Source organism: Scytonema sp. PRP1 (assembly GCF_036697665.2).
GTDB classification, from domain to species: domain Bacteria; phylum Cyanobacteriota; class Cyanobacteriia; order Cyanobacteriales; family Nostocaceae; genus Kalymmatonema; species Kalymmatonema gypsitolerans.
The window spans coordinates 22233-48917 of the sequence record NZ_JBAHYJ020000117.1 but is presented as its reverse complement, the minus strand read 5'-3'; the positions used below and the strand labels follow the sequence as shown (position 1 = coordinate 48917).

20 protein-coding genes and 2 pseudogenes are annotated in these 26685 nt (G+C 43.3%); 16 read left to right on the top strand and 6 right to left on the bottom strand.

Going from position 1 to position 26685, the window contains the following annotated elements; genetic code table 11:
- Positions 1-369 precede the first annotated feature (369 nt).
- Together uppS and V5G28_RS31715 are read left to right on the top strand one after the other, a co-directional pair.
- Positions 370-2172 (top strand): polyprenyl diphosphate synthase, encoded by a 1803-nt coding sequence (uppS, locus tag V5G28_RS31720; RefSeq protein WP_332989972.1) that lies wholly within the window; start codon positions 370-372, stop codon positions 2170-2172.
- A gap of 4 nt (positions 2173-2176) precedes the next feature.
- Positions 2177-2840 (top strand): annotated as a pseudogene (locus V5G28_RS31715) (RNA-guided endonuclease TnpB family protein); the annotation flags it as partial.
- A gap of 6 nt (positions 2841-2846) precedes the next feature.
- Here the strand turns inward: V5G28_RS31715 and V5G28_RS31710 are convergent.
- Positions 2847-3219 (bottom strand): annotated as a pseudogene (locus V5G28_RS31710) (transposase); the annotation flags it as partial.
- 98 nt (positions 3220-3317) lie between these two features.
- Here V5G28_RS31710 and V5G28_RS31705 point away from each other — a divergent pair.
- From V5G28_RS31705 to V5G28_RS31670, 8 genes are all read left to right on the top strand, one after another.
- Positions 3318-4844, top strand: coding sequence for a carotenoid oxygenase family protein (locus V5G28_RS31705; RefSeq protein WP_332989971.1), 1527 nt, complete (start codon positions 3318-3320; stop codon positions 4842-4844).
- An 85-nt stretch (positions 4845-4929) separates the two neighbouring features.
- A complete protein-coding gene (locus V5G28_RS31700) occupies positions 4930-5841 on the top strand; it encodes a phytoene synthase (RefSeq protein ID WP_332989969.1) in 912 nt (303 codons plus the stop codon).
- Positions 5842-6094: 253 nt separating this feature from the next.
- Positions 6095-6922 carry a class I SAM-dependent methyltransferase gene (locus tag V5G28_RS31695; protein ID WP_332989967.1) on the top strand — a complete coding sequence of 276 codons (828 nt, stop codon included), beginning with the start codon at positions 6095-6097 and terminating at the stop codon, positions 6920-6922.
- A gap of 113 nt (positions 6923-7035) precedes the next feature.
- Positions 7036-8520 (top strand): aromatic ring-hydroxylating dioxygenase subunit alpha, encoded by a 1485-nt coding sequence (locus V5G28_RS31690; RefSeq protein WP_442994310.1) that lies wholly within the window; start codon positions 7036-7038, stop codon positions 8518-8520.
- Between the two features lie 241 nt (positions 8521-8761).
- The gene (gene iscB, locus V5G28_RS31685; RefSeq protein ID WP_332989964.1) at positions 8762-10123 is read left to right on the top strand and encodes an RNA-guided endonuclease IscB; all 1362 of its coding nucleotides are present in this window, start codon (positions 8762-8764) and stop codon (positions 10121-10123) included.
- A gap of 349 nt (positions 10124-10472) precedes the next feature.
- Positions 10473-11762 (top strand): Glu/Leu/Phe/Val family dehydrogenase, encoded by a 1290-nt coding sequence (locus tag V5G28_RS31680; RefSeq protein ID WP_073626523.1) that lies wholly within the window; start codon positions 10473-10475, stop codon positions 11760-11762.
- 332 nt (positions 11763-12094) lie between these two features.
- Positions 12095-14194 (top strand): RecQ family ATP-dependent DNA helicase, encoded by a 2100-nt coding sequence (locus V5G28_RS31675; protein WP_332989960.1) that lies wholly within the window; start codon positions 12095-12097, stop codon positions 14192-14194.
- Positions 14195-14200: 6 nt separating this feature from the next.
- Complete coding sequence (locus V5G28_RS31670; RefSeq protein WP_332989958.1) at positions 14201-15484, top strand: DNA-processing protein DprA; 1284 nt, start codon at positions 14201-14203, stop codon at positions 15482-15484.
- A gap of 221 nt (positions 15485-15705) precedes the next feature.
- Here V5G28_RS31670 and V5G28_RS31665 read toward each other — a convergent pair whose 3' ends face one another.
- The gene (locus V5G28_RS31665) at positions 15706-17346 is read right to left on the bottom strand and encodes a mechanosensitive ion channel (RefSeq protein WP_332989957.1); all 1641 of its coding nucleotides are present in this window, start codon (positions 17344-17346) and stop codon (positions 15706-15708) included.
- 332 nt (positions 17347-17678) lie between these two features.
- On the opposite strand from V5G28_RS31665, the gene V5G28_RS31660 reads away from it, so the two are divergent.
- Complete coding sequence (locus V5G28_RS31660; RefSeq protein ID WP_332989955.1) at positions 17679-18128, top strand: SRPBCC family protein; 450 nt, start codon at positions 17679-17681, stop codon at positions 18126-18128.
- A 206-nt stretch (positions 18129-18334) separates the two neighbouring features.
- On the opposite strand, the gene V5G28_RS31655 is transcribed toward V5G28_RS31660, so the two are convergent.
- From V5G28_RS31655 to V5G28_RS31640, 4 genes are all read right to left on the bottom strand, one after another.
- Complete coding sequence (locus V5G28_RS31655; protein WP_336231494.1) at positions 18335-19204, bottom strand: SirB1 family protein; 870 nt, start codon at positions 19202-19204, stop codon at positions 18335-18337.
- A gap of 811 nt (positions 19205-20015) precedes the next feature.
- The gene (locus V5G28_RS31650; protein ID WP_336231493.1) at positions 20016-20795 is read right to left on the bottom strand and encodes a hypothetical protein; all 780 of its coding nucleotides are present in this window, start codon (positions 20793-20795) and stop codon (positions 20016-20018) included.
- Complete coding sequence (locus V5G28_RS31645) at positions 20750-22252, bottom strand: pyridoxal-dependent decarboxylase (RefSeq protein ID WP_336231492.1); 1503 nt, start codon at positions 22250-22252, stop codon at positions 20750-20752. Before V5G28_RS31645 ends, V5G28_RS31650 begins: the two co-directional genes overlap by 46 nt.
- Before the next feature lie 178 nt (positions 22253-22430).
- Entirely contained in the window at positions 22431-22670 is a 240-nt protein-coding gene (locus tag V5G28_RS31640) for a hypothetical protein (RefSeq protein ID WP_332989945.1), read from the bottom strand.
- 502 nt (positions 22671-23172) lie between these two features.
- Between V5G28_RS31640 and V5G28_RS31635 the strand changes: the two genes are divergently transcribed.
- The 5 genes from V5G28_RS31635 to V5G28_RS31615 all read left to right on the top strand — a co-directional run bounded on the left by V5G28_RS31635 (position 23173) and on the right by V5G28_RS31615 (position 26650).
- Positions 23173-23760 carry a (2Fe-2S)-binding protein gene (locus V5G28_RS31635; protein ID WP_332989943.1) on the top strand — a complete coding sequence of 196 codons (588 nt, stop codon included), beginning with the start codon at positions 23173-23175 and terminating at the stop codon, positions 23758-23760.
- 14 nt (positions 23761-23774) lie between these two features.
- Complete coding sequence (locus V5G28_RS31630) at positions 23775-24230, top strand: FAD binding domain-containing protein (RefSeq protein ID WP_332989941.1); 456 nt, start codon at positions 23775-23777, stop codon at positions 24228-24230.
- Entirely contained in the window at positions 24113-24778 is a 666-nt protein-coding gene (locus V5G28_RS31625) for a xanthine dehydrogenase family protein molybdopterin-binding subunit (RefSeq protein ID WP_332989939.1), read from the top strand. The genes V5G28_RS31630 and V5G28_RS31625 overlap by 118 nt, the downstream gene beginning before the upstream one ends.
- Positions 24779-24869: 91 nt before the next feature.
- A complete protein-coding gene (locus V5G28_RS31620; protein ID WP_332989937.1) occupies positions 24870-26033 on the top strand; it encodes an XdhC/CoxI family protein in 1164 nt (387 codons plus the stop codon).
- Positions 26030-26650, top strand: a complete 621-nt coding sequence (locus tag V5G28_RS31615; protein ID WP_332989935.1) for a nucleotidyltransferase family protein — start codon at positions 26030-26032, stop codon at positions 26648-26650. Before V5G28_RS31620 ends, V5G28_RS31615 begins: the two co-directional genes overlap by 4 nt.
- Positions 26651-26685 lie beyond the last annotated feature (35 nt).

Below are 26685 nucleotides of genomic sequence, written 5' to 3'. Positions count from 1 at the left end.
GTCTTAACTGTCCCAAGCAATTATTTTCTAATTTTCTTAACTGTCTTAACTGTCTTAACTGTCTCAAGCAATTATTTCCCAATTTTCTTAACTGTCTTATCTGTCCTTGATTTTTCTCCTTAATACGGGTAAATATAGGTATAAGACAGTTGAGTTTGTTGGAGTTGGAAACTAGCGATTGAGGGAGTATTACCATCTGGAGTATTATCACTACGAATTTTGGCAATTATCACTAAAAGTGTTCAATTTAGTTTATTCAATTGCATATTTAGTAATAAAATTACTGAATATTCCTTTAAATAGAGATTGAAGCTGGAATTCAGGTAAATCTACAGTAACAATTAATTATAATTTTAGAAAATACCGACTATGAACTGGTGGAACCCAATAAGCCAACGTTCTATTTCCTACAATTTTTTTACGAAAATCTCTAATCGTGCTGAGGTCGTAATGATTGGTGGTTGGTGTGCTGTACTACTGCAACTATATCATCCTTTGATTGCAGCAGGAATAAGGGATCACAGCCAATTTCAATCTGAGCCATTCAAGCGTGTTTTTCGCACGATGCTATTTCTAGAAATCATCCTTAATGGTTCAAGTCAAGAGAAAGATGAGATAATATCCTGGCTAAAACGAATTCATATCCCAGTAAAAGGCACTTTACAGACTGAAGGAAGCGTAGCAAATCTATCACCGGAAATACCGTATGGTTTTACGGAAGAGTTACAAATTTGGGTCTTAGCAACATTGGTTTTTGCCTTCTTACAATTCCATGAAGTCTTGGGTACAAAATTAAACAAAGATGAAAAGGACTTAATTTGCAACGAGTTTATGATGATTGCTCATCGACTGGGAGTACCACGAGAGCGGTTACCACAAACCTATGCAGAGTATGAGCAATACTTCATTCAAACTATCAACGAACTGAAAGTGTCACCCACCACTATGGCACAGGTGGCTCAGGTATTAGCACTTCCAGGCATGGGGAGCAATAAAGTGTTTCGGTTGATAGTTAATGGAGCTGCATTACTAGGATTTTCATTGCTCCCAGAGCAAATACGTAAGAACTTGAAAATTCAATTCTCTGTTTCACAAAGGCTATTGCAAGTTGTATTTTCCCTTCTCATTCGAGTTTTTTATCGACTGTTCCCAGCAATTACAATTCACCGATTTCTATTATGGCTATGCCAAATTGATCCTTCACTAAATCCATTGCTTAAAGGAACACTAAACCAAATCCAGCAGAAAAATTTGTCATCACAGCAGTCTTTGACATGGTTTAGCGGCAGAAACCAACAACCGCAAATAGTACATCCTGCTAGTCTTGAAAAAGGTATAAAAATTTATGTCAAAGAACGAATCGAAATTGTTTGGCTGACAGCTTTTCAGCCTCTTCAAAAGTGGATTGATGAACGGCGTTGCAAATATTTACGCTACTGGTTGGCAAAACAAGCTGATAATTCTCGACCACAGCACCTGGGGATTATTATGGATGGGAACCGCCGCTTTGCCAAACAGCAGCAATTAGTTTCTTGGCGTGGTCATTACTTTGGTGCAAACAAACTACGTGATGTAGTCATATGGGCATTTACATCTGATGTAAAAGTATTGACTGTCTGGGCATTTTCTAAAGAGAACTTCCGTCGTCAAGATGAGGAGATCAATAACTTATTTCACTTAATGGAACAAGAGTTTCGCGCCCTGAAGTATAGCGCACTTGTGCATACTTGGCGCATAAGAGTACGTGTAATTGGGGAACGAGATTATTTGCCAATATCTCTACAAGAAGTTATTGATAACATCGAGAAAGAAACCGCGCAATATAACCAGTTCTTTTTACAGGTGGCAATGCCTTACGGAGGACGAGCCGAAATTGTATCGGCAGTGCGTACATACTTAAGTAGCATACCCGTTGATGAACTACCTACCCAGATTGCGTCTTTGCAGGAGGAAGCCATATCTCGTCATACTTATTTCGCACAGTTGGGTTTACCACCAATAGATTACATTCTACGTACAAGCAATGAATGGCGAACTAGCGGTTTTATGCTCTGGGATAGTGGATACAGCGAATTGTTTTTTTGTGAAGAACTTTGGCCGGACTTTTCGGAAGTCGCTTTTTTAAAATCACTACAGTCTTTTTACTTACGCCAGAGGCGGTTTGGTGCTTGAATATACTAGATACGATAACCCTAAACATCTTGCCAAGCATGAAAAGAATCTATCACGTAAACAACAAAAGCTAGCACGTAAACAAAAAGGGAGTAATTCAAGATACAAATATAGAAAACTAGTTGCCAAAGTGTACGAACGAATTAGCAACTCGCGGCAAGATTTTCTACACAAACTTAGTTACAAGTTAGTCAGCGATAGCCAAGCTGTTATAGTAGAAAATCTTCATCTTCTAGGCATGGTGAGCGCTTCGCGCACGCTACGCGAACGTAATCACAATCTGGCAAAAGCAATATCTGATTGTGGATGGGGAACATTCACTAACTTTTTAGCCTATAAGCTAGAACGCAAAGGTGCAAAGTTGGTTGAGATTGATAGATGGTTCCCTAGTTCCAAGCTCTGTTCTAATTGTTTCTATCAGATGGGTGAGATGCCGCTACAGGTGAGGGATTGGACTTGTCCTCATTGCCGTACTCATCATGATCGTGATGGCAATGCAGCCATCAATATTAGAACAGAAGGAATCAGATGGCTATTGGGGGAAGGTTCAGCCGTCTGGAGCTGTAGGAGGGGAGATAAGACCAAAGATGGGGCGAAAGTCTCATTTGCGGCACTCGCCTATGAGTACAGAAGCCCACGCTGTAACCGATAGGGTCAGCGTTGGGTAGTTCACCGAATTTCCACAAGCGTTCAATCAAGTTTAAGTTAGGAGAATAAGCAGTCAGATAAAGCAGTTCGATGTTCAACGATTGAGCCAACTCCATCACCACCGCACACTTCTGATACCGAGCATTATCCAACACCAGGGTAATTGGCATACTCAACCCTAAAGCAGCCAGCTCCCAACAGTAGTTCGCAAACACTTTGAGCATTGATGTAGGTTTCATTCGTGACCATAATTAACTCATGCGTTACGGCATTGAGGGCACCCAGGACATTGAAGCGTTGCCGTCCTGAACCAGATTTGATGAACAATCGCTCAAAGCACCACAAAAACCCAAGGTATGCACCCAAGACAAAGTGAGCCGCATCGACAAAGAACAGGGAGGGTTACAGACTAAAAATTAGATTATCCCGGATATAAAACTTGAATCTATCCCACTAATAATATTCTCTGAATCCAGAGATGAACGGTAGCAAGCTCAATGAATGCATCAAAATATACTTTAAAAGCTATCAAAACCGCCTCATCTCAGCAAGATGCTGGCACTCGCGATCGCTTTTCCCAAGGTAAACCTTTGTGGGCTAGAGCATTAGCCCAGTCTAGCCTAGAATTTGGCCCAACACCTCTGCGTATCATTTCTGGCAAAGTCCCGATGGGACTACGAGGAACATTCTATCAAAATGGTGCTGGTCTATTAGAACGGGGTGGTCAACGCTTAAATCATTGGTTTGATGGAGATGGTGGAATTTTAGCGGTTCACTTCACTGATCAAGGAGCAATCGGTCTATATCGTTACGTCAAAACTTCAGCTTTTGAAGCCGAACAAAGGGCTGGCAAGTTTCTTTACCCTGGATTTGGACAAAAGGCGCTGTTAGGTGGGGGAATACTAAGAAAAAATCCAGCCAATACAGCAGTTTTAGCCTTTCAAAATAAGTTACTAGCCCTGTGGGAAATAGGAAGCCCTTACGTGTTAGATCCCGAGACCCTGGAAACTTTAGGGGTTGAGCAGTTCAATAGTTTAACAAAAACAAAGCCATTTTCCCTTGCTTCTTGGCTGAGTTTAAATTTTCAGCCATTCTCTGCCCATCCTAAACAAGATCCAACAACTGGTCAAATCTATAACTTTGGCGTTAGCTATGGTGTTGTGCCCAAAATTAATCTTTATAAGATGAGTTCCAATGGGCACATTCGACGCCAAGCGAAAATTCCTTTGGGGCGATTCTCTATGCTCCATGACTTTTGCTTAGCCGGAAACTATCTAATCTTTTTCGTCCCCCCAATCGAGATTGATATATCAAGAGTGCTGCTAGGGCTAAAAAGTCCTAATGACTCAATCGAGTGGCACCCACACTTGGGTACTGACATTATCATTGTAGATTGTGAAACATTACAAGAAGTTGGTCGTTATCAAACTGAAGCTTGGTATCAATTGCATATCATTAATGGCTATGTAGACAAGGACGGATCGGCAGTCATCGACTTTGTACGCTATCCAGATTTGCAGCCGAATCAGCTGTTCGCACAAGCAATAACAGGTTGTCTTGATACGTCCCTGAATGGCAAGCCTTGGAGGCTACGGCTCAACCCCAAAAATGGCCAAGTGAGTGAGAATATTCAACTGCTGGATCTTGTTTGTGAATTTCCCAAAGTGTCTCCCTTTGAACTAGGCTCCACAACCCGACGAATGTATTTAAATGCCTGCGTTCCTGATAAAGCTAAAATTGGAAACGATATTTTTAACACTATTGTCTGCCTGAATGCAGATACTGGAAAAATCACCTTGGCTCAACCTGGTTCTGGCTGTTATCCAACCGAGCCGATTTATGTACCAGATAGATTTACTGACAATGAAGGCTGGATTCTCAGCGTTGTCTTTGATGGGAATCAAGACAAAAGTACAGTGCACATTTATGATGCTAAACAATTAGAACAAGAGCCAGTGTGCGTACTTGAACTTCCGCATATTGTGCCTTTTGGATTTCATGGGACTTGGCGAACCATCAGTTAAGCGACACCAAATCACAAGCTAATAAAAAAAGCTTGAGATTTAGTAAACAATCATCTTTTTATGAAATTTAATCAGACATTCTGATATGAATATGCAATCTGTAGAAAATGCCTATGAGTGCTGTCGTCAAGTCACAGCGAAACACGCAAAGACTTTTTACTTGGGCACTCTGTTGATGCCACCAGCTAAACGTCGAGCCATTTGGGCTATTTATGCTTGGTGTCGCCGCACTGATGACCTAGTGGATCAGTATCAGGCGAAGCCAACGACTCTAAGTACTTTAGCTGCTTGGGAAGAGGATTTAGAAGCCATTTTTGCAGGTAAACCGAAGGATGAACCAGATTTAGCTTTGGCAGACACTTTGGCACACTTTCCATTAGACATTCAACCGTTTCGAGATATGATTGCAGGGCAGCGAATGGACTTAGAACGCTGCCGCTACGAAAAATTTACCGACTTGCATTTATACTGTTACCGAGTCGCCGGTACAGTTGGGCTGATGTCCATGGCTGTCATGGGGGTGGAAAAAACCGGGGCAGATGTATCCCGAGAAGCAATTGCTTTGGGGATTGCTAATCAATTGACTAATATTCTGCGAGATGTGGGCGAAGATGCTGGCCGTGGTCGGATTTATATTCCCCTTCAAGAGTTAGCCCAGTTTAGTTATACTGAAGCTGATCTGTTGCAGGGAGTCATCGACGAACGGTGGCGGCAATTGATGCAATGGCAAATTCACAGAGCCAAACATTTCTATACCCTAGCTGAACAGGGAATTCCTACCTTGAGTCGGGATGCTCGATTGCCAGTTTTTGCCAGCCTAATGTTATACCGAAGGATATTGGATGTGATTGAGAGCAACGGCTATGATGTTTTCAACCGCAGGGCTTATGTTCCTATGCCCCGGAAGTTGTTGACTTTGCCAATAGCTTGGTGGAAAGTTTTAACAATACAAAAAAGTTCCAACAATTCACAAAGCGTTTTGACAACCAAATCTTGAGTATTTACTAGGTAGCTAATTCCTAGTCAAAAGCCTTCAATTTTAGACAAAGCTAGACACGTTTATCCTCATTTTCTGCAATTAATTGGTTCACATAAGGCTCCCGTATGAAAGTTTAGTCAGAAGCTGTCATCAATTGCCTCCTAGTGTCCAAGCGCTGCTAGGAAACTGGGAAATAATACGAAATTCGATATAGCAAAGTTGAAGCAATGACATCTTGTCGTTTGAACACTGAATTAGGAGATATTTGTTTATGCCTAGATGGACTGCACAGGAAAAAGAAGCGTATAGAACTGAAATATTTCAACGCCTTAACACAATCATGCCCTTGGTAATGTCGCAGTACAGTTCAATTGATTGGGCAGAGGAACTCAAAGGCTACCGTACTGACCACGAATATTACCCTGACTACATCCATGCGCCCATTCATGGGGTTACTGACGCGTACACGAACCCCCAGAACTGTCTTGGCTGGGATTGTGGTATAGATGTAATTTTGCAAAAGAGCCACAATGTTAGTTGCCAACAAATGCGTGAGCGTATGGCTGAACTGATTCCGCTTGATGCTCAAATTAATACTGTACTAGAGCTAGGTGCAGGCACGGCATCAGGAGCGCTAGCTCTGGCACGACGGTTCCCACAGGCGACTTTTAGTATTACTGATATTTCGCCTTATATGCTAGTCATTAGTAAGTATAAGTTTAGCAAAGCTGGGCTTGTCAACCGGGCAAAATTTGAGCAGGTTGACGCTACTGACACTGGCTATCCTGACAACTCTTTTGATCTGGTGACTGCATCACTGTTGTTCCACGAGATGCCGAAAGAGTGGACGCTGAAAACTCTCCAGGAGATGTATCGGATTACCAAGCCTGGTGGTTGGGTTTTATACACAGATACATATCGCGGTGAATATGCTTTGAATGTTTCTTTCCCAGAACCCTGGTTAAGTGACTTTGTCCAATTCAATTTTGAGTATGAGTTTGCTAAAGCAGGCTTTACAGAAATAGATTACATTCGCCACTCAGTTGGGTTATGGTACATCGTAGGTCGTAAGGGTCTTGATGGAATGCCACTAAGTTAAGGCTAAGAAGGTCTTTATAAAAGAAATTTTAAGTAGGGTGGGTGACACCGCTCCAGTAATTTAACGTCAAATCATAGTAATAATGGCGTCACCCACCAATCATCTGTGAGACTATGCTGCAAGGAAATATCGATAATATGAGTTCGTCAACGAGATTAACTAACGAGCAATTGCAGACAGAGGAAGGAATATTCCAATGGACAAAGCAGTGGTATCCTGTAGCTGCGGTAGAATATCTTGATCCTAAACGACCCCACGCCATGCAATTGCTGGGCAAGGATATTGTTTTGTGGCGTGATGGCTGTGGTAAATGGCGTTGCTTTGAAGACTTTTGTCCCCATCGACTAGTCCCGCTTTCTGAAGGTCGAGTTGAATCAGATGGTACACTTTTATGTGCCTACCATGCTTGGCGCTTTGATGCTCAAGGAAACTGTGTTAGTATGCCGCAGTCTAAAGATGAAGAGACTGCGGCTAAGCACTGTGAGAGCCAGAAATCCTGTGCAGTTGTGTATCCTACCCAAGAACGCCAAGGGCTATTATGGGTATGGGCTTCCTCAGGTGAGCAAGCCAAGGTAGAAAGCCAATTGGTGACACCATGCATCGTTCCAGAACTAGAAGATCACTCAGGTAGAGTCGTGAAGTCGTTTTGGAATTTCCGCGATTTGCCCTATGGATGGGAGTACTTTATGGAAAATGTTTCAGATCCTGCCCATGTACCTGTTTCCCATCACGGTATTACAGGCGATCGCTACAAAGATGCCAAGTACTACGACATGATTCCCGTGCGACAGATATCTACCCAAGAAGGGTTCGCCTTTGAAATTCAACCTACACAAGGCAACATAGTAGAGGCAATTCATGACTTTCAACCGCCCTGTTACATGAAAATTGCCTCCACCTCTAAAGATGGTACGCAGTTAATTCTGGCTTTGTATGCTACTCCAACTCGTCCTGGCTGGTGTCGTCATATTGGTTGCCAAGTGTTCGTCAAAAATCAAGAAGGGAAGATGCCCCAAGGTTTCTCCTTCTTTGGGCTACCACTGCCAACTTGGTTAGGTCATGTGTTAGCATCCCTATTCCTACACCAGGATATGGTATTTCTGCATTACCAAGAAAAAATTATTGCCCACAGGAGAAAGGGTAAATGGTTGGATGCTGTATTTACACCAAATCCTCAAGACAAGATGGTAATCACATTTCGTCAGTGGCTAGAGAAGCGCGCTGGCGGTGGTATCCCTTGGGTAGAAGCATATAGTCATGATGTACCTTCAGCAGAAAAAGACAAACAGAAACTCTTTGATGTCTGGACAACTCATACTCAGCACTGTACAGTTTGCCAAAATGCCTTAAAAAACATCAATCGCCTCACTGTGTTGGCTTACGTAGCTGCTGCTGTCTGCTTGTTTGTGGCAGTTATTTTGGATGCCAGAACAGTAGCGGTGCAACTTGCTTCAGGTACATCTATATTCACAGTTCCTCCAACAGGATTTTGGTTAACGCTTGCGGGTGGCATCCTGTTTGCAGTGCTAGGATACCAGCTAAAAAAGTTCAGTCGGCTATTCTATATCTATGAGTTTGAACACGCTCGTAATGAGTAATCGATAAAACGGATTAATCTGTAGCAAGTTGGAGCAATCTGGCTTGCTGATTACACCAGACTCAGCCTAGAACTGTTTATTCTAGGTCGTCCGCTTAAGGGTTATGACTTAATAGAGTTCGCTAGCTCTAAGCGTCGAGGTAGGAACATGGTCGCTTTATCCGATGCAACACCGCGCCTTATCAACAAGCCCTTAAGCATTGTCAAAGCAAACCATACCCCGCTCCGGGAGAGTTAATCAAATGATTACCAACTCAGTATTTGTTATTGACAAAAACGGAATACCGTTAAAACCAACTACGCCGGCACGGGCAAGGTTTCTTCAATCAAAAGAAAAAGCGAAAAAGTTTCGTCTCTATCCTTTCGTAATAATGTTAGATAAGGATGTTGACCATGAAGTAGAAAAATATTTAGAACTACGCATTGATCCAGGTAGCAAAGTTACTGGCTTTTCCTTAGTCGTTAAAGAAACTAACGAAGTTATTTGGGGAATGGAGCTAGAACATCGAGGTGAAGCTATTAAGCAAGATTTGATTAGTCGTGCTGGTTATCGTCGAGGTAGAAGATCGCGAAATTTGCGCTATCGCATGTGTCGATTCAATAGGAAAAAGCCAGCTATGTGGTTAGCACCTAGCTTGCGCCACAGATTGTTAACTGTTGAAACTTGGGTGAAACGACTCATAAAGTATGCGCCTATTGCATCAATTGCTATCGAAGAAGTTAAATTTGATATGCAAAAGATGGAATCACCAGACATTGAAGGTATTCAGTACCAGCAAGGTACTCTGGCAGGTTATACCATACGAGAAGCGTTGTTAGAAAAGTGGGGTAGACAGTGCGCTTACTGCACAGCTAAAGATGTTCCGCTACAAATTGAACATATTCACCCAAAATCTAAAGGAGGATCTGACCGCTTTGCAAATCTCACCTTAGCGTGTGAAAAGTGTAACAAGAAAAAAAGTAATAAATCTGTTGAAGAATTTCTGAAATGTAAGCCGGAAGTGTTGAAAAAGGTTAAAGCAACTCAGAAGAAATCTCTGAGTGATGCGGCGGCTGTTAATTCAACAAGAAAAGCTATTGTTCACATGGCACAGCAGTTTGATTTACCTGTTATTAGCTGTGACGCAGCCTCAACTAAAATGGTGCGAGTAGTAAATAATTTACCCAAGGAACATTGGATTGATGCTGCGTGTGTTAACGCTATCAGTTCAGTAAATCTTAGAGTTTGTCAACCATTGCGAGTAGTGGCTAAAGGTCACGGTTCTAGACAATCAAGACGTGTTAATGCCAGCGGCTTTCCTGTTATTACCAGTATCAAGAAAGACCTTGCTACAGGTAAGAAAATTGTCAAGACCATTGAAGCAAAGAAAGAATACACCCACACAACCGCAGGTGATTTTGTTTGGATCAAGCTAGAAAAAGACCGCAAGCACGTTAAGAAAGGGCGTTACAAGGCTAGAGTCAAAACCCCTACACAGCAAGGTGTAGAAATTGTTATTGATGGTCACCGCATTACGGTTAATCAAAAACACGTCACGTTCATTCATCGCAACGATGGTTATAGTTACGGTTTTGCGGCGATAAATACCGAATTACTCCAATAAAACGTTTTCTAATGATGAGACTAACGCTGTGTATCTGTCGCATTCTTTTTTCAAATTGATATAAGCTCCCATTTCTGCAAGTACCTGCGGGTAATGTCTGCCATTGAGGAGACATACCCAGCCAGAAACTTGCTTATTTTTTTAGCTTGCCATAATGTTCCCAGCTTTACATTTTTGGAACAAAACGCAAAGCAAAAATAAAACTGTAACGAAATTTACAAAATTCCTATCTTTTTTTAGAAAAAAGGCTACGCTAGGCATACACATCTAGTTCGCGAAGATACCGCGAATAGAAAAACTCTATACTTTCATAGTCTCTGCGGCGAGACCGCAAAGAGGAGAAAATCTTATGCTTTCATCGTCTGTTCGATCGCTGGAGGCTCCAACTCCTGCGCATATTTGCCCATATGACCAAGCCTGTAGTTACCTAGAACAAGCGGCAAAAGAATTGAACCTAGACCAAGGTCTTTTGGAGGTTCTCAGCCACCCGCGCAAGGTGGTCACGGTTTCCATCCCTGTAAAGCGGGATGACGGAGAAGTGCAGGTTCTGGCTGGACATCGGGTACAGCACTGCGATATTTTAGGTCCCTACAAAGGTGGTATTCGATACCACCCGGCGGTGACATTGCGCGAAGTCTCAGCCCTAGCAATGCTGATGACCTGGAAATGTGCGCTCTTGGGTATTCCCTACGGAGGTGCTAAGGGAGGTATTGCTTTAGACCCGAGACGCTACAGCGTTGGTGAACTAGAACGCATCACCCGTCGTTACACCAGTGAGTTGATTAAAGATATCGGTCCTTCGATAGATATTCCAGCACCAGATATGGGGACTTCTGCCCGTGAGATGGCTTGGATGATGGACACCTACTCTGTGAATGTCGGTCATGCTGTGCCTGGGGTTGTAACTGGTAAGCCGATTTCTATAGGTGGTTCGCGAGGACGAGAAATGGCAACCGGACGCGGTGCAATGTTGATTGTCCGCGAGGCGCTGGCAGACAAAGGTCAGTCACTGGTGGGAACGAGAGTAGCCATCCAAGGTTTCGGGAATGTCGGAAGTGCAGCGGCTTTGTTGCTACACCAAGCAGGAGCGAAAGTGATAGCTGTCTCTACTGGTTCTGGAGGAGTTTTTTGTGAAGATGGTCTAGATATCCTAGCTTTGAAAGCTTATGCTGCCGAAAACCGCAAGAGTGTTGTTGGTTTCCCGCAAGCAACACCAATTAGCAACGCAGACTTACTGACTTTGCCCTGCGATGTCTTGATTCCGGCAGCTTTGGAGAACCAGATCACTGAAGACAATGCGAATCAAGTCCAAGCAAAAATTATAGCAGAGGCGGCTAATGGTCCAGTTACTCTGTTGGCAAACCAAGCACTAGAGGCAAGGGGTATAACGGTTTTACCAGACATCTTGGCAAATGCTGGTGGTGTCGTTGTGAGTTATTTGGAGTGGGTGCAGGGTATTTCCTACATATTTTGGGATGAGGAGCGCGTTAATAAGGAGTTGGAATACTTAATGGTGCAGGCATATCGGCAAGTTATCCAGCAATCTCAGATACGGCAAATTCCTCTGAGGTTAGCAGCTTACACCCTGGGTGTCGGTCGTGTTGCTCAAGCACTGAGCGATCGCGGTCTTTATCCTTAATATTTTAGTTAGAACCGCAGATGCACGCAGATGATTTATCTGTGTGCATCTGTGTTTATATCAAGTTCGGATAATTAGTTATGATTCCCACGTTAACTGCACCCCACCCCTTTATCCCCTCCCCGCAAGCGGGGAGGGGACGTGAAGCGCAGCTTTACCGGGGTGGGGTTCTTAGGGGAATGATAAGTATTTAACCGGACATGATATTATTTGTCACTGCGTTGAAATGTCAATCAAAACTGATGTCAATATTTGTCTAGGTTTTAAATAGCAGATTGGTGCTGATTCTTTCCAATGATAAAACAGAAGAAACAATCAGGCACTGTGTATCTATGACAACAAACCTTAAACAACAAGCGCTATTACTTCTACGTCAGGCGCTGGATAACCCAACAGCTGATTTTCGCGTTGGACAATGGGAAGCAATTGAAGAGATAATCGAGAGGCGATCGCGTTTACTTGTCGTCCAACGCACTGGTTGGGGCAAAAGTCTAGTTTATTTTTTAGCAACGCGCTTGTTACGAGACGAAGGTGCTGGTTGTACTCTTTTGATTTCACCATTACTTGCTCTGATGCGAAACCAAATTGCAGCGGCACAACGAATTGGTGTACAAGCCGCTACAATTAACTCAAGCAATACAAATGAGTGGGAACTTGTACAAACCCAATTGCTAACAGGAAAAGTAGACATCCTGCTCATTTCTTCAGAAAGATTGGCTAACGACGAATTTCAGAGAAAGATTCTTTTACCGATATCTCAAAGAATAGGTTTGTTTGTTGTTGATGAAGCTCACTGTATATCCGACTGGGGACATGATTTTCGCCCTGATTATCGGCGGATTGTGAGAATTTTACAAGCATTGCCTCAAAACATCCCAGCCCTTGCCACAACCGCTACAGCGAATAATCGAGTGGTTGAAGATATTATGACTCAGTTGGGAGAAACATTGCGTGTGTCAAGAGGTGCTTTAACCAGAAAAAGTTTGCATTTGCAAAATATTTCTATACCGAGTCCAGCAGCAAGAATGGCATGGTTAGCAGAACATCTTCCTAATTTACCAGGAAGTGGTATTATTTACGCATTAACTGTTAGAAATGCTGACCGAGTTGCTGAGTGGTTAACAAGTCAAGGTGTTAATGCTAAAGCTTACCATAGTGAGTTAGACAGTGATGCTCGTGAGGCATTAGAAGACCAACTTCTCAAAAACCAAATCAAAGCATTAGTGGCAACGACAGCTTTAGGAATGGGTTTTGATAAACCAGATTTAGGATTTGTTATTCATTATCAACGCCCTGGTTCTGTTGTACACTATTATCAACAAGTAGGACGAGCAGGTAGAGCCGTAGACCAAGCATACGGGATTCTTCTAAGCGGTGATGAGGACGATGAAATTACCAACTACTTTATCAGGACTGCTTTCCCACCACAAATCCATACACAGCAGCTTTTAAATGTTCTTAATCAAGCAGAAGATGGTCTTTGTGTCCCACAATTGGAACAAAAACTTAATCTTTCTAAAGGGCAAATTGATAAAGTATTGAAACTGTTGTCGTTGGAATCTCCTGCTCCAGTCATTAAGCAAGATTCAAAATGGTATGCTACAGCAGCGAATTATCAACCCGACACAGAAAAGATTGAAAAAATCATACAAATCCGGCGTCAAGAACAAGCTAGAATGTTGGAATATATGCATAGCCAACAATGCTTGATGTCTTTTTTGGCAGCAGAGTTAGATGATCCAAATCCCAATGCTTGTGGCAAATGCGCCGTGTGTTTAGGCAAACCTTTATTACCTGAAACCTGCTCAATACAGCTTGTCAATCAAGCAATTCAGTATTTACGTCGTAGTGATCAAATCATTGAACCACGCAAAAGATGGGCTGCACAAGCGTTGCCAAATTATGGCTTTTCTGGCAACATTCAAAATAATTTAAAAGCAGAGGAGGGAAGAGCATTATCTCTATGGGGTGATGCAGGTTGGGGAGAATTAGTCAAACAGGGAAAATATCAAGATAATCATTTTGATGATGCACTTGTGCAGGGGACTTTTGAAATGATTCAACGTTGGCAACCGCAGCCCTTTCCCTCGTGGGTAACTTGTGTCCCCTCATTGAATCGTCCAGAACTTGTGCCGAATTTTGCTCAACGGCTAGCTGATAAATTAGGCATACCCTTTATGCCAATTGTGCGAAAAATTCGCGCTACTGAGTTACAAAAAAATATGAGCAACAGTTACCAACAAGCTAATAATTTGGATAGTGCCTTTGCGGTTGATTCTTGGAAAGGAATGAACGGTTCTGTTTTCTTAGTTGATGATATCGTTGATTCTCGTTGGACTTTGACTGTAGTTGCGGCACTTTTGCGTCGTGCTGGTTGTGGATTAATTTTCCCTGTGGCATTAGCACTTAATACATTCAGTCAAGGTGATTAGAAAATCATGTTAAATCATGTGCTACCGCCAGATACTCAAGCAATTTTGCTGTTGTGTGCCAGCTTTGGACAAAATCGTCAACTTGAACCTCAACCCCTAACCCTGAGTGAGTATAATTTTTTAGCTGAGTGGTTGCGGGAAAATCAGATGCGCCCAGCAGATTTACTTGAGACTACAGCAAAGCAACAGTTACAAAAAATAACTGATAGTAAAGTGAACCCCAACAGGTTGGTAGCTTTACTAGAACGGGGTGCAATGCTGAGTTTAGCAGTTGAGAAGTGGACAAATCAGGGACTGTGGGTGTTGGGACGAAGTGACACGAACTATCCCAAGCGCCTCAAGCAAAGACTGAGACATTTAGCACCAGCAATTCTCTACGGAGTTGGCAATATCGAACTGATTTCTACAGGAGGATTAGCAATTGTTGGTTCTCGAGATGTCGATGAAGAGGGGCTTGCCTACACTCAAAGAGTGGCGCAAACCTGTGCAGCACAAGAAATACAGGTGGTATCTGGTGGTGCGCGGGGAGTTGATCAAGCAGCAATGCTGGGGGTGTTGGATGCTGGGGGAACAGCTGTTGGTGTGCTGGCGGATAGTTTGAGTAAGGCGGCGGTTAACAGTAAGTATCGTCCCAACATCAGAGAGGGTAAACTTCTGTTGGTTTCGAGTTACGATCCTGATGCAGGTTTCAATACTGGCAATGCAATGGGGCGAAACAAATATATCTATGCTTTTGCTGATTATGCCCTTGTCGTCAGTTCGTCGGTGGGTAAAGGTGGTACTTGGGCGGGTGCTGCGGAAGTTCTCCAAAGGTTTAAGGATATCCCGGTTTTTGTAAGGATGCATCCAAATGTATTGGAAGGTAATCAACAACTATACAACATGGGAGCAAAATCTTTTCCAGTTGAACCTTGGAGTGATTCGTTGAGAAAACTTTTGGCAACAGCTGCATCTTGTGTTGAATCGGTACAGACTGCTGAAATCAAAACGACATCTCAAGAAACTGCAGAGACTCTCACGCATGAACCTTCACAAAGTGAAATCGTAAATTCTCACCCACAAGAAGTTTTATATAATCCTAAAGACATCTATGAAGCTGTTTTACCTTTCATTCTCAATCATTTACAACAGCCAATAGATGCAAAATCTCTTGCCGAATCTTTGAATGTCAGACAATCACAGTTGGAGGATTGGTTAAACAGGGCTGTTGTAGAGGGTAAGGTAAGAAAAACTAACAAGCCAGTTGCTTATGTCGTCAATAATTCAGCCACTCAACTTTCTTTTTTATAAGAACAGCTTGTGATATTGGGAAACGCAATGTTTTTTTCTTACAGCACTTTTCAAGTAAATAAACCACGCTTTAGGGGCACGGCAATGCCGTGCCCCTACGAAAATCTGTGGTTCAATTAACTGAAAATAGCTGTAAGATCAGGAAAAGTCAAAAGTTAAAAGAATTTTTAACTTTTGACTTTCTCTGTGTCCTCTCTCAGTCTTCAAGGCAATTTGTTTACTTAACTTTTTCTTTTGAAAGAGTCAAGCCATTCTTGGACTTGGGTTCTGGCGATATCGCGAGTGCCTAAACCAAAGGACAAGGCAATAGCAACTGCGATCGCCCCGACTAAAAGTCCAAAAGCTAAATTCACAATATCACTGGCAACACCAATTTGTTGCAGTGCCATTGCAGACACAAGCGCAATGATCGCAATCCGGGCTATCTGTCCTAAAATCCGTGCTTGGCGATCGCCTGAACTGGTAATGATGTTAAAGGCAAGATTTGCTAGATACAAACCTATAGCAAAGACTATCAATCCCGACAAAATCCGCCCCAACACTACCACAATGCCACCTACCAGTGCTGTCAGCGCCGGAATATTCAGAATATTCACCGCCGCCAAAGTTGCAAACAGCATAATGCCGACTAAGACAATAATGCCGACAATTTCGGATGGGGTGCGGGTTGTGAGTGAAGGTGCTGTTGATTCTTGTGGAATGACAACTCTTCTAGTAGGTGTTCGCAAACCCAGAGCAGAGAAAATATTGTTAAAGCCTATACTTGTGAGGATATTGGTCACCAGTTCCGCTAGAAATCGCCCAACGAAATAGGCAATAATCAAAATAGCGATCGCTGTAAAGATACCTGGTACTGCATTAAGTATTTGTTGCAGCATCGCGATCGCTGGTAGAGAAATTGCGTCAATTTGCAGCTGATTAAGTGCCGCAATTGCCACAGGAATCAAAATCAAGACATAGACAATTGTGCCAATAATCGTTGATAGGGATTGTGTTCCTGATGTTCCACTTAGTCCAACTTGCCTTCCCAAATTGTCGATTCCTGTTGTCGCCAACAAGTTCGTGACAATCCGACGCACCACGTTAGCTATAAACCAGCCAACTACAGCAATTAATGCCGCACCCAAGATATTGGGCAGAATTGAGATAATCTGTGTGACAAGAGTTTGTACTGGTAGTAATGCCTGGTTTAACCCTAGGCTATCAAGCAACGGAATGAGAAAGACTAAAAAGATAAACCAATACAGAGCATTGCCGATAGTCTCACTTACAGACAACTGATTGAGACTAGGAGTATCGTCTTGTGGTGTATTTAATCGTTCATCTATGCGCAACGCCCGCAGTCCGCGTACTGTTATCAGCCTGACCAAGGTAGCTACTAACCAGGCGATTCCTAGGATAACCACTGCACCCACAAATCTGGGTAAGAAGTCACCAATCTGATTGAGAAAACTGTTAAGCGGCTGAGAAGCTACCCTAAGTTGTAGCGTATCTAAAACGGCAACTATTGTTAAAAGCAGGATGGCCCAAAAGACTAAGGTGGAGATAATTTTCTCCACTTGCGGAACCTGCGTACCACCCGTTATCCCTGAAGCAATGCGGTTGTCTATATTGGTGCGATTGAGGAGGGAGCGCGTGACAGCAGCTGCAACAGCAGCAATCACCCAGCCAATTAATAAAATGAGCGCTGCTCCTAGCAAACGGGGCAGAAACTGAACCACCTGTTGCAGAGTTCCTTGCAGGTAATTGACCGTATCGGGTTGTTCCGATGGCAAGGTTGGTGATTGTGCCAAAAATTGCTGCACCCTCACTGACAAACCAACCTCCATCACCTCGGATATTCCTTGCCAAGTTGTGTTCATGGTTGTTCAGAATAAAAGTTGAGTGTTATCGCAGAAAACACCTTAGATGCTTCTGATGTGGATTACCCTGATAATCCTACATTCCGGTAAGTTTATCAGTATTTTGTCTATAAATTTACCAGTAAATTTATCAAACAAAGATGATATCTAGAGTTTTTTTTATTTTTTTTGTTGTTATTTCTTATGTCGTTTTATAAACAAGAAACTTTAGAATCATAGATAATTCATTATAAAAATTTCAATCCTTAGGTTATTTATCGTATTGTTGAAATCTGCTATATTAAACTCATTTTGCGTTACTCTAGGTGCAGCCATAGCAAGAAAGATGCGCAATGTCTCAAGTTTTTGAACAATCGATTCAAATTAATGCTACAGCCACAGTAGTGGAGCGCTGCATTACCGAACAAGCTCTCATGCATCGCTGGCTGAATCCTGTCTTACGTTGCGAGCCTATAGGTACGTGGAGTACCGATATCGGTAGTAAAAGTCGGTTCGTGATTCAAATACCAGTGATCAAACCTACATTAGATAGCACAGTTGTGAAAAGACAACCGGGTTTAGTTGTGTGGGAGTTTCAGGGTTTTTTTAAAGGGCGCGACACTTGGGAATGTCAACCGATAGACAAAGGAACGCGCCTTGTTAACCGCTTTGAATTCGAGATTCCCAACCCTTTAGTGAGTTGGGGTTTCCAAACGTTTGCCCAAAATTGGACAAAAGAAGATATGCAAGCTCAACTGCAACGCCTTAAGCGTGTTGCAGAGCAAGTACAGCAATTTGGATAGTCGTTATTTACAGCTATTTTCAGGTAAATAGACCACATTTGCCGTAGGGGCACAGCATTGCTGTGCCCTTACAGTGTGGTTCAAATACGTGAAAACTGCTGTAACAACAAAGAACCAGTAATCTACGTCAGAACTCAGAACTCTACCCCCCTATACCCCTACACCCCTACACCCATTCCTGGTGCGGGCTTGTCACCAATCAGAGCTTAAGTGCATTCTGAGTTCTGAGTTCTGGATTCTGTATTCTTCTTCAACTTATCCTCCCCCAAGAGAGTCAGTATCTGCCGAATTGCAGCAGCATCTTCAGCATGGGGAGCTTTTGCCAGATAAGCTTCCAAGTCGTTAGCAGCTTGATCAGATAGACCAAGTTCATAGCACAAAAGACCGCGATCGCGCAATTCTAGTGACGCGCCAGGAAACAGCAGTAAAATCCGTTCAACGGCTGCTAAAGCTTTTTCCAACTCCTGTTGATTCAAGTAAATATATTTCAGATTCGCCAACATCCGTGCCAAAATTTGCCTCTTACTCACTGTTGCTAAAAATTCCGGTTGTAGCTGCACGGGTTGTTGATAAAATTGAGTCAGACGTTCTTGGCAATCTTGGGGAAACATGATCTCGCCGCCATTGAACGTATCAATGAAAATTTCTGTATCCGCAATGTCAGGACGAATTAGAAAATGTCCTGGCATTCCTACCCCTACCATAGGAAAGTCTATTCTTCGGGCAAGCTCCAAGTAAACCAATGCCAAGGTTATAGGAATTCCCAAGCGCCGTTCAATGACATCATTTAAGTAGCTGTTACGCGGATCATAGTAATCTTCCACATTGCCAGCATATCCCAAGTCATCATAGAGATACTGATTGATACTTTGAATAACTCGCAGGGGATACCTCTGGGATGGCAAGCGTTCTTGTAGCTCCAAAGCCATTGTATCAAAGGCATTGAGGTATTCTTCTGGATCGATGTTAGGGTATTCTTCTTGTGCAATATATAAAGCTGCCTTTGCTAAGTCAATACGCTCATCAGGCTGCTGGATTTCTTGGTCAAAATATTGCCGCGCTGACGAGAAGTTCATAAGCAGATGTTGTTGAACACAGGTTTAAGAAAAAGATTGGAGCGGATTATATGCTTTTTTCTACTTCTATCTTAAACTTGGTACTGCAATTCAAAAAATGAAAATTCAACATTCAACTGACGGTTCAGCTAAAATATGGCATCCAAAACAGCTAGGACAGTTTCCAGCAGTAGGTTTTATCTCTGTTTCTCATAATTCCTATACAAATTAAAAGTTTGGCATCTTCTACAAAATCTGCTGAAATGCCCTTGAAAAATTATGAAGAAATTGCTACATCTTGCGAGATGACGTTAAGATACACAGTTTATACCTAAGTCTTTGTAGCGTGTGTTAGCGGGAGAGTACGGCACCATACCAAGATATTGGTGCGCGATTCCTACGGCATAACACAACCGCAATAAGCGCGAGAACTCAACACCGGCGGTTTGTGTTGTTCGCCTAGCGCCTGAGGAGGAGACTCTGTTCGCATCCATTGCATGGCGGAGCACCATAGCCATAGTTCGGTAGGGAGGAAGGAACATCCACACCCGGACACTTGTACACTAGGAAGAGCTATAATAGCTGCCTTCAAAGCATTCGTACCGCAGTAGAATTTCGCGCGAGTTCGTTGGTTAAATACGCAGCCTCGACGTATTTGCCGCGAACATCGCCAAGTCTGGTTACGTTTGGGCTTAGAAATTTACAAAGTCCCATTAAGAAGTTGATCGCGGACATTTGTAAGCATCAACACTTTGTAAGCAAGTGTATAGTTTATCTGCACTACTTTGAACCCACACCTTTTCACTACATATTTACCACTACCCAATTATCCTTAACTATGAATGAAAGAAACACCTTCTTTCCCCACTCCCTGTGTTTCTTCACAGAGCAATAGAAAATCAGACACCGCCTGACGGAACTCATGTTCAAGAACATCGAGAAATGAACCCTTTGATGTTTCTGTAAGCCACGGCTCGAGTACAGTAGAACGGAATACGGTGATAGAAGAGCCTGTTGCTCCAGACACTCCTAGTAGACGCTGCTTATAGTGTTCGATGAAAGCTTCTCCGTAATGAGCCGCGTCAAATTTAGTGGTACTGACGATGAGCTTATAACCGTAAATATCCTCACCTGGGTCAATGCTAAGTTTGTCATAGATAGCCCGATTGAGGCGATTTGCCAGATTTAAATCTGTGTTGAGCGAGCCATCTGGATGTTTGAAATTAAACGCGTAGGTGATGATATTTTGATCTGGACCGATTTCTGAAAGCAGATGTAGGGCTTCTTTGTCCCCCAACAGTTCATCATTACTTGCCTTATCGATTCTGTCCCGAATGAATTGAATTTGTTGCTCTACATCAGAACCGGAAATTTCTGCGGGAAGTCGAGGAACGGGAACAATTGTGAAACGGTCTTCCGGACTCGCCATACACAACAGTCGCGCATAAAGTTTCTTACAATTAAACAAAGCTTTGCCAATGATTCTGCCGTATCCACTCTTTGTGGGGCGAATAACCTTGTGGCTGAGATATACCGAAGCCGCTGCAGCTCCAGGCTTTGACCCCTCTAAGCCATAGATGCCAACCGTGGGTTCTGCTTCGCCGTGGTACATATAGGAGCAGCGAATGTCACCAAATCCCGCATTGCGGAATTGCGGTAGCACAACGCTCCGGCTGGGTATGGAATGTAGCCTGATTTATGAGGGTCTACCGTTATCGAATCAGCATTGCCCAGAACTTGGAACTGCTGAGTGACATACGAACTTAATCCAATCTCAGTAATCAGTTCTTCTTTTGTCTTAATCAGTTGTGGTGTGTTCGTCTCATCTTCGCGAAGAAGGGTGGCGAAATAACCGCCCCAAGCCGCATCAGCATGAACGGTAAATTCTAGTCCTTGGGAGCGCAACTCTTCTCGCAGCTCAAGAATATTCTTCAGGGGGTCAGTTGCACTTTCTTCGGTGCTTCCCATGACAGAAACCACTGTATAAACAGGTCTGCGTTCAGCTAGGCAATCTTGAAGAATCTTTTTGACTTCAGTGAAACTCATCCTGGCATCTTCATCCACAGGAACGTCAATCAGGTTTGACGCTCCAATTCCCAGCAATGCCGCTGTCTTTGGAAATGAGTAGTGTTTCGTTGCTGGTACCAGGAACACAGGTGCAGACTTGATGTCGCTGAGGAAGCGGCGTGAAAAATCCGCCATTCCAAGGTTTTGCAGTGAATATTTAAACAGAACATCTGTTAGGGTTTCACCAGAAATCTGATACTCCCGATACAGACGAGTTGGCAATGCCAAGATATCATCGCCTTTGAGGTTAAGCACTGACCAAGTGTCTAGTTCAATCAGAGGTTTTGACCCGCCAGTGGGTAGAGAAATATTGATATCTTTTGCAGCTTTTAATGACGGTTCATTTTGCAAAGCTGCTTGCAAGGCAAGGGGATAAAATTTCAAGTTTCTTGCTGCCCAAATTGCCTCAATGTTGGCAACAGTTCCACCACAAGTGATGTGTCCCCAAGGACGAATCGTCCCTTTTTTGATTTCTCCTTCATCTGGTAGCGTGTATCCCAGCATTCGGCAAAGGTCCTCTCCTACCAAGATTTCCAAAAGCGTTGTTGTCGTTGACGCTTCAAAAGTCACATTGTTGGGGTTGTACAGCATAGCTGCAAAGTAGCCCAGAAGAGAGGGCATAGTCGTATCCCAAAGCATATGCCCTTGGTAACGCATACTGAACAATGGTGTAGACTTCTTGAGAAATGCTAGCAGTGCACGGTAACTCTCCTTTAGAGTATCAATTGTTTCTAAATAATCCGATTGTCGCTTAATTTGTTCGGTAACATTAATTGGATCGCCAGGATGAAAGTTTCGACGCCAAAATGCGTGGTCACGAATAGCTTCTACAATTAAACTCTCAAACTCATCAGCATTTTCTGCTTTGCTTCCTAAAAACCATGCTTCAAATGATTGAGTTCCCAAACCTTCAAGGTTAGGTACTTCTCCAAATTCAAAGAACCTGTTAATTCCATTATTCTTTTTGCTTAAACCATTATTTTGAGAGTTTGGGTTGCTCATGCTCAGAAAAAATTACTCCTGAATTAATGTCTGCGTTCAGCGTAGAAAAAGTAATTAGGGGGTTGCTTAATATTCTTTTGGTGAGAGAACTCCATCTGCTTTAGTGCAACATAAAACAGATTTCATGTAAATGTTACTATCTTCGTTTGTAGGAATCTGATTAAAACCAAAAAACCAATTAAGTATGCACGATGAACCAGAGGGGTGCGGCGGCTGAAGTTAACACCCGCAAGCTGGAAAGATTGTATTTATCTACTATTGGCTGCTTTGCCAGTGCCAGCAAAATTGGCGGAACCACGTGGATACGGGTGATTTTGTGCTTTTCAATCAAGACTAACTCTACTGCTCGTTGCAATACAAATTCTGTCAACGGCTGGTCAGAAATAGGAGTGTTAGGATATGGACTGCCAAAGATCATAGAATTTCTTTTTTGAGCAAATATTAGAATTTAGTTTGCTTGTTGTTATGGTTGTCATTCTTTAACCTCTCTAAATTACTTGGGAAGCATAACACCACGCTCCCTCGTTTTTAATCTCTCCCATTTTTAATAAGAATGCAAGGACAGTTAAGACAGTTAAGACAGTTAAGATAATTAATAAGCAATATATATATATTAATCATGTCTGTATAAAATATACATATTTTTTTTCCTAGTCTTAAGTTGCTATAGAGTGTCAGTAAAAACAATCGTTCACAAAATTAAACTTCTTACACTAGTTAATTTGATGAAAATGAAACCACAGATGCACAACGGACACTTGCACGTCAGTCGCCTAGGTTGGGCTAACCCTCCCGCATAGCGCTGGCGCGACAACGGGGGAACCGCCGCAAAGCAGTGTCCTCCAGATAGACACAGATAAATAACTAGTTTGCATCTGTGGTTCCTAGAGACCCTATAGCCTTCTTGAAAGAGCGAGAACATGGAGAACACAAACACTGCAACTTCAGAACGCGTCTCGATACTCGACCAAATACCAGTATTAGATTCGCAACAGACCGCTTCTGCACCTTCTAACACTATCCCGGTGACGTTATATATTAATGGTGCAGAACACACTTTGCAGATTGATCCACGCGTCACACTACTTGATGTCCTGCGGGAATACATTGGACTAAGCGGTACGAAAAAGGGCTGTGATCATGGGCAGTGCGGTGCGTGTACTGTACTTGTTGAAGGACACCGTATCAACTCGTGCTTGGCGCTGGCTGTTTCATACGATCGCGAACAAATCACAACAATTGAGGGTTTAGCCGAGGGTGAAGATTTGCACCCAGTCCAAGAGGCATTTCTCCACCACGATGCTTTTCAGTGCGGTTACTGCACACCAGGGCAGATTATGTCTGCTGTGGGACTGCTTTTAGAAGGAAACGCGAAAACTGATGCTGAGATCAAAGAACAAATGAGCGGCAATATTTGCCGATGTGGTGCTTACGCAAATATCCTTGCGGCAGTTCGTGAATGCAATAACAATCAGAACTCGAACGCTTCAGCACCTCAAGCAAAATAACGGAGGCAAAACGGATGAACCCATTTACTTATGTACGCGCCGCTAACTCAGACGAGGCGATCGCAACGCTGAAGCGCGAGCCACAGGCAATGTTGATTGCAGGTGGCACCAATATGCTTGATTTAATGAAAGAAGGTGTGCATACACCAACTCAACTCGTAGATATTCGCAAACTGCCGTCTACGGAAATTGTGACCAAGGACGGTGGTATTCGTATGGGTGCGGCAGCACGTAACAGCGATGTTGCTTACAATTCCTTAGTTCAGGAACGTTATCCTGTGCTGTCAAAAGCCATTCTTGCGGGAGCCAGCGCTCAACTGCGGAATATGGCAACAGTTGGCGGAAACCTCAATTGTATAGAGCAGCCCAACAGGCAATTTCAACCGAAAACGGACGAGTTTTCCTCAAAAACGAGCCATCCCGAGGAGAAACTTACGCAGAGATTCTACAGCGAAATAATTTGCCAGTAGTTGAAGTTGAAGCGATCGCAAACACCGCTGCCTCAGAGTCACAACAAAGCTCAGACAACAAAGTCGTAAGAATCTGCGTTGGTAAAAACGAAAACTCTGACTGGCAGCAGTATGCGTTTCAATCTTTTGGCGCACAGTTTGCTGAGGTGCGTATCCACCCACGTTTAGGTCAAGTCCGTGTCACGCGCTTCGTCAGCGCCATTGATGTTGGACGTATCCTTAACCACAAGACCGCACGTAGTCAAATCCTCGGCGGTATCACCTTTGGGTTAGGCATGGCATTAATGGAAGAGACAGTACTCGACCAGAACAGCGGTCGCTTGGTAGTGCGTAACTTAGCTGATTACCACGTTCCTGTTCACGCAGATATCGGAGACATTGACGTGATATTTATCGATAAACCCGACCCGCACATCAGTAAAATGGGCGTACGCGGTGTTGGCGAAATCGGGATTACTGGCGTTGCTGCAGCAGTTGCCAATGCCATCTATCATGCAACAGGAAAGCGCATCCGCGACCTGCCAATTACTCCTGACAAGCTGCTGTAAGGGGACTAGTAGTCTTTCATAGTTCGTAGTAAGCGCTTTAGCGCTAAAGCGCCTACTACAAACCCCAATTCCTAGTCAATCTCCTAAAAACATGAAAGAATTACAAGATATCGTTACCGACTTCCTTACAATCAAAAGCTGTGGTCAAATTGCAGCTCTTGCCACAGTTGTCAAGGTCAAAGGTTCTACTTACCGACGACCTGGTGCTAGAATGCTCATGTCCCAAGATGGTTGCATGACAGGCTCTATTAGTGGCGGTTGTCTGGAAAGTGACGTTTTTGAACACGCCAAACAAGTCATGGCTTCAGGTGAACCAACCTTAGTGAAATATGATCCAGAAGTTGCAGAGGAAATTATCTGGGCGCTTGGGCTAGGTTGCAATGGCGCAGTTCATGTTCTCATTGAGCCTTTGGATAAACAATTAACATTTATCACCGAGTGTCTTAATAACAGACATTCAGGAGTTTTGGCAACAGTTTTCTGTGTAGAAGGTCAACTTCAGGCAAAGGTGGGAAATCACTTGATGCTTTACCCAGATAAAAATATTACTAATGAAATTGCAGACTCTATTTTGACTCAAGCTGTGATTTCGGATGCTCAACTCGTCTTGCAACACCAAAAGTCTAAAGTTAAGATTTACAATCTACCAGCAGGTCGTGCAGAAGTTTTGATTGAATTCATCCAACCGCCAACACCACTGCTCATTTTTGGGGCAGGTCAAGACGCTATGCCTGTTGTACACTTTGCTAAAGAGCTAGGTTGGCACGTTACTGTCGTAGACCATCGACCTACCTATCTCACCCCAGAAAAATTTCCTTATGCTGATAACTTGATTCTCACGAGTGCAGAAGCTGCTTATAAACGTGTGTTGTTAGAAGATAGCACAGTAGCTATTGTGATGACACACAACTACTTCCATGATCGCGAACTCCTCAAAATGTTGCTGCCATCTGCGGTACGCTACATTGGTGTTCTCGGTCCAAAACGCAGAACCGCAGAATTACTTGAAGATTTGCAGGCGGAGGGAATTGTCTACACTCAAGAACAACTGAGCCGATTATACGCTCCTGTTGGTATTGATATGGGTGCTGATACACCAGTGGAAATTGCGCTTTCCATTGTTGCTGAGATTCAAGCTGTCCTTACCAAACGCGCTGGTGGGTTGTTGAGAGACAGAAAAGCACCGATTCATCATCCTATTGATGAACCAGATGTTCAAGCAATCCAGCCGAGTCAGCAACACATTAGTATATGATAAACCCGCTTCAGGTAGAGAAAACTACCTCACCTATTGCGGCGATCGTTCTGGCAGCTGGCGCATCAACTCGCATGGGTCAGCCTAAACAACTACTACAATTTGAAGGGCATACCTTTCTGCGTCACACTCTAGAGGTTGTCGTCGCCTCAGTTTGTCAGCCAATTGTCGTTGTGCTAGGGGCATATGCGGAAAAAATGCGCCAAGAGGTTAATCAGCTTCCGGTTATGGTGGTAGAAAATCCACAGTGGCACGAGGGGATGGGCGCTTCAATTCAAGTTGGTATGACAGCACTAAACCCTGCTAGTGAAGAAATTGAGGGAGTCGTGCTGACACTTTGCGACCAGCCATTCGTTTCATCTAATGTTATCAATCAACTTGTCGCTGCTTACCATTCTACAGGTCAGGGGATTATTGCTTCTGAATATGCCGGAACATTGGGTGTACCCGCTCTTTTTAGCCGCAAGTTTTTTTCAGACCTGATGAATTTACAACCTACATCAGGAGCAAAACAAGTCATCAAGAAATACTCTCATGAGGTCTTTCCTGTCCCCTTTGCGGCAGGTGCCATTGATATCGATACACCACAGGACTATCAAAACATAGTGGAAGGATGAGAACCCCTGAAGATGTAGTTTGACGCACGGAGGAA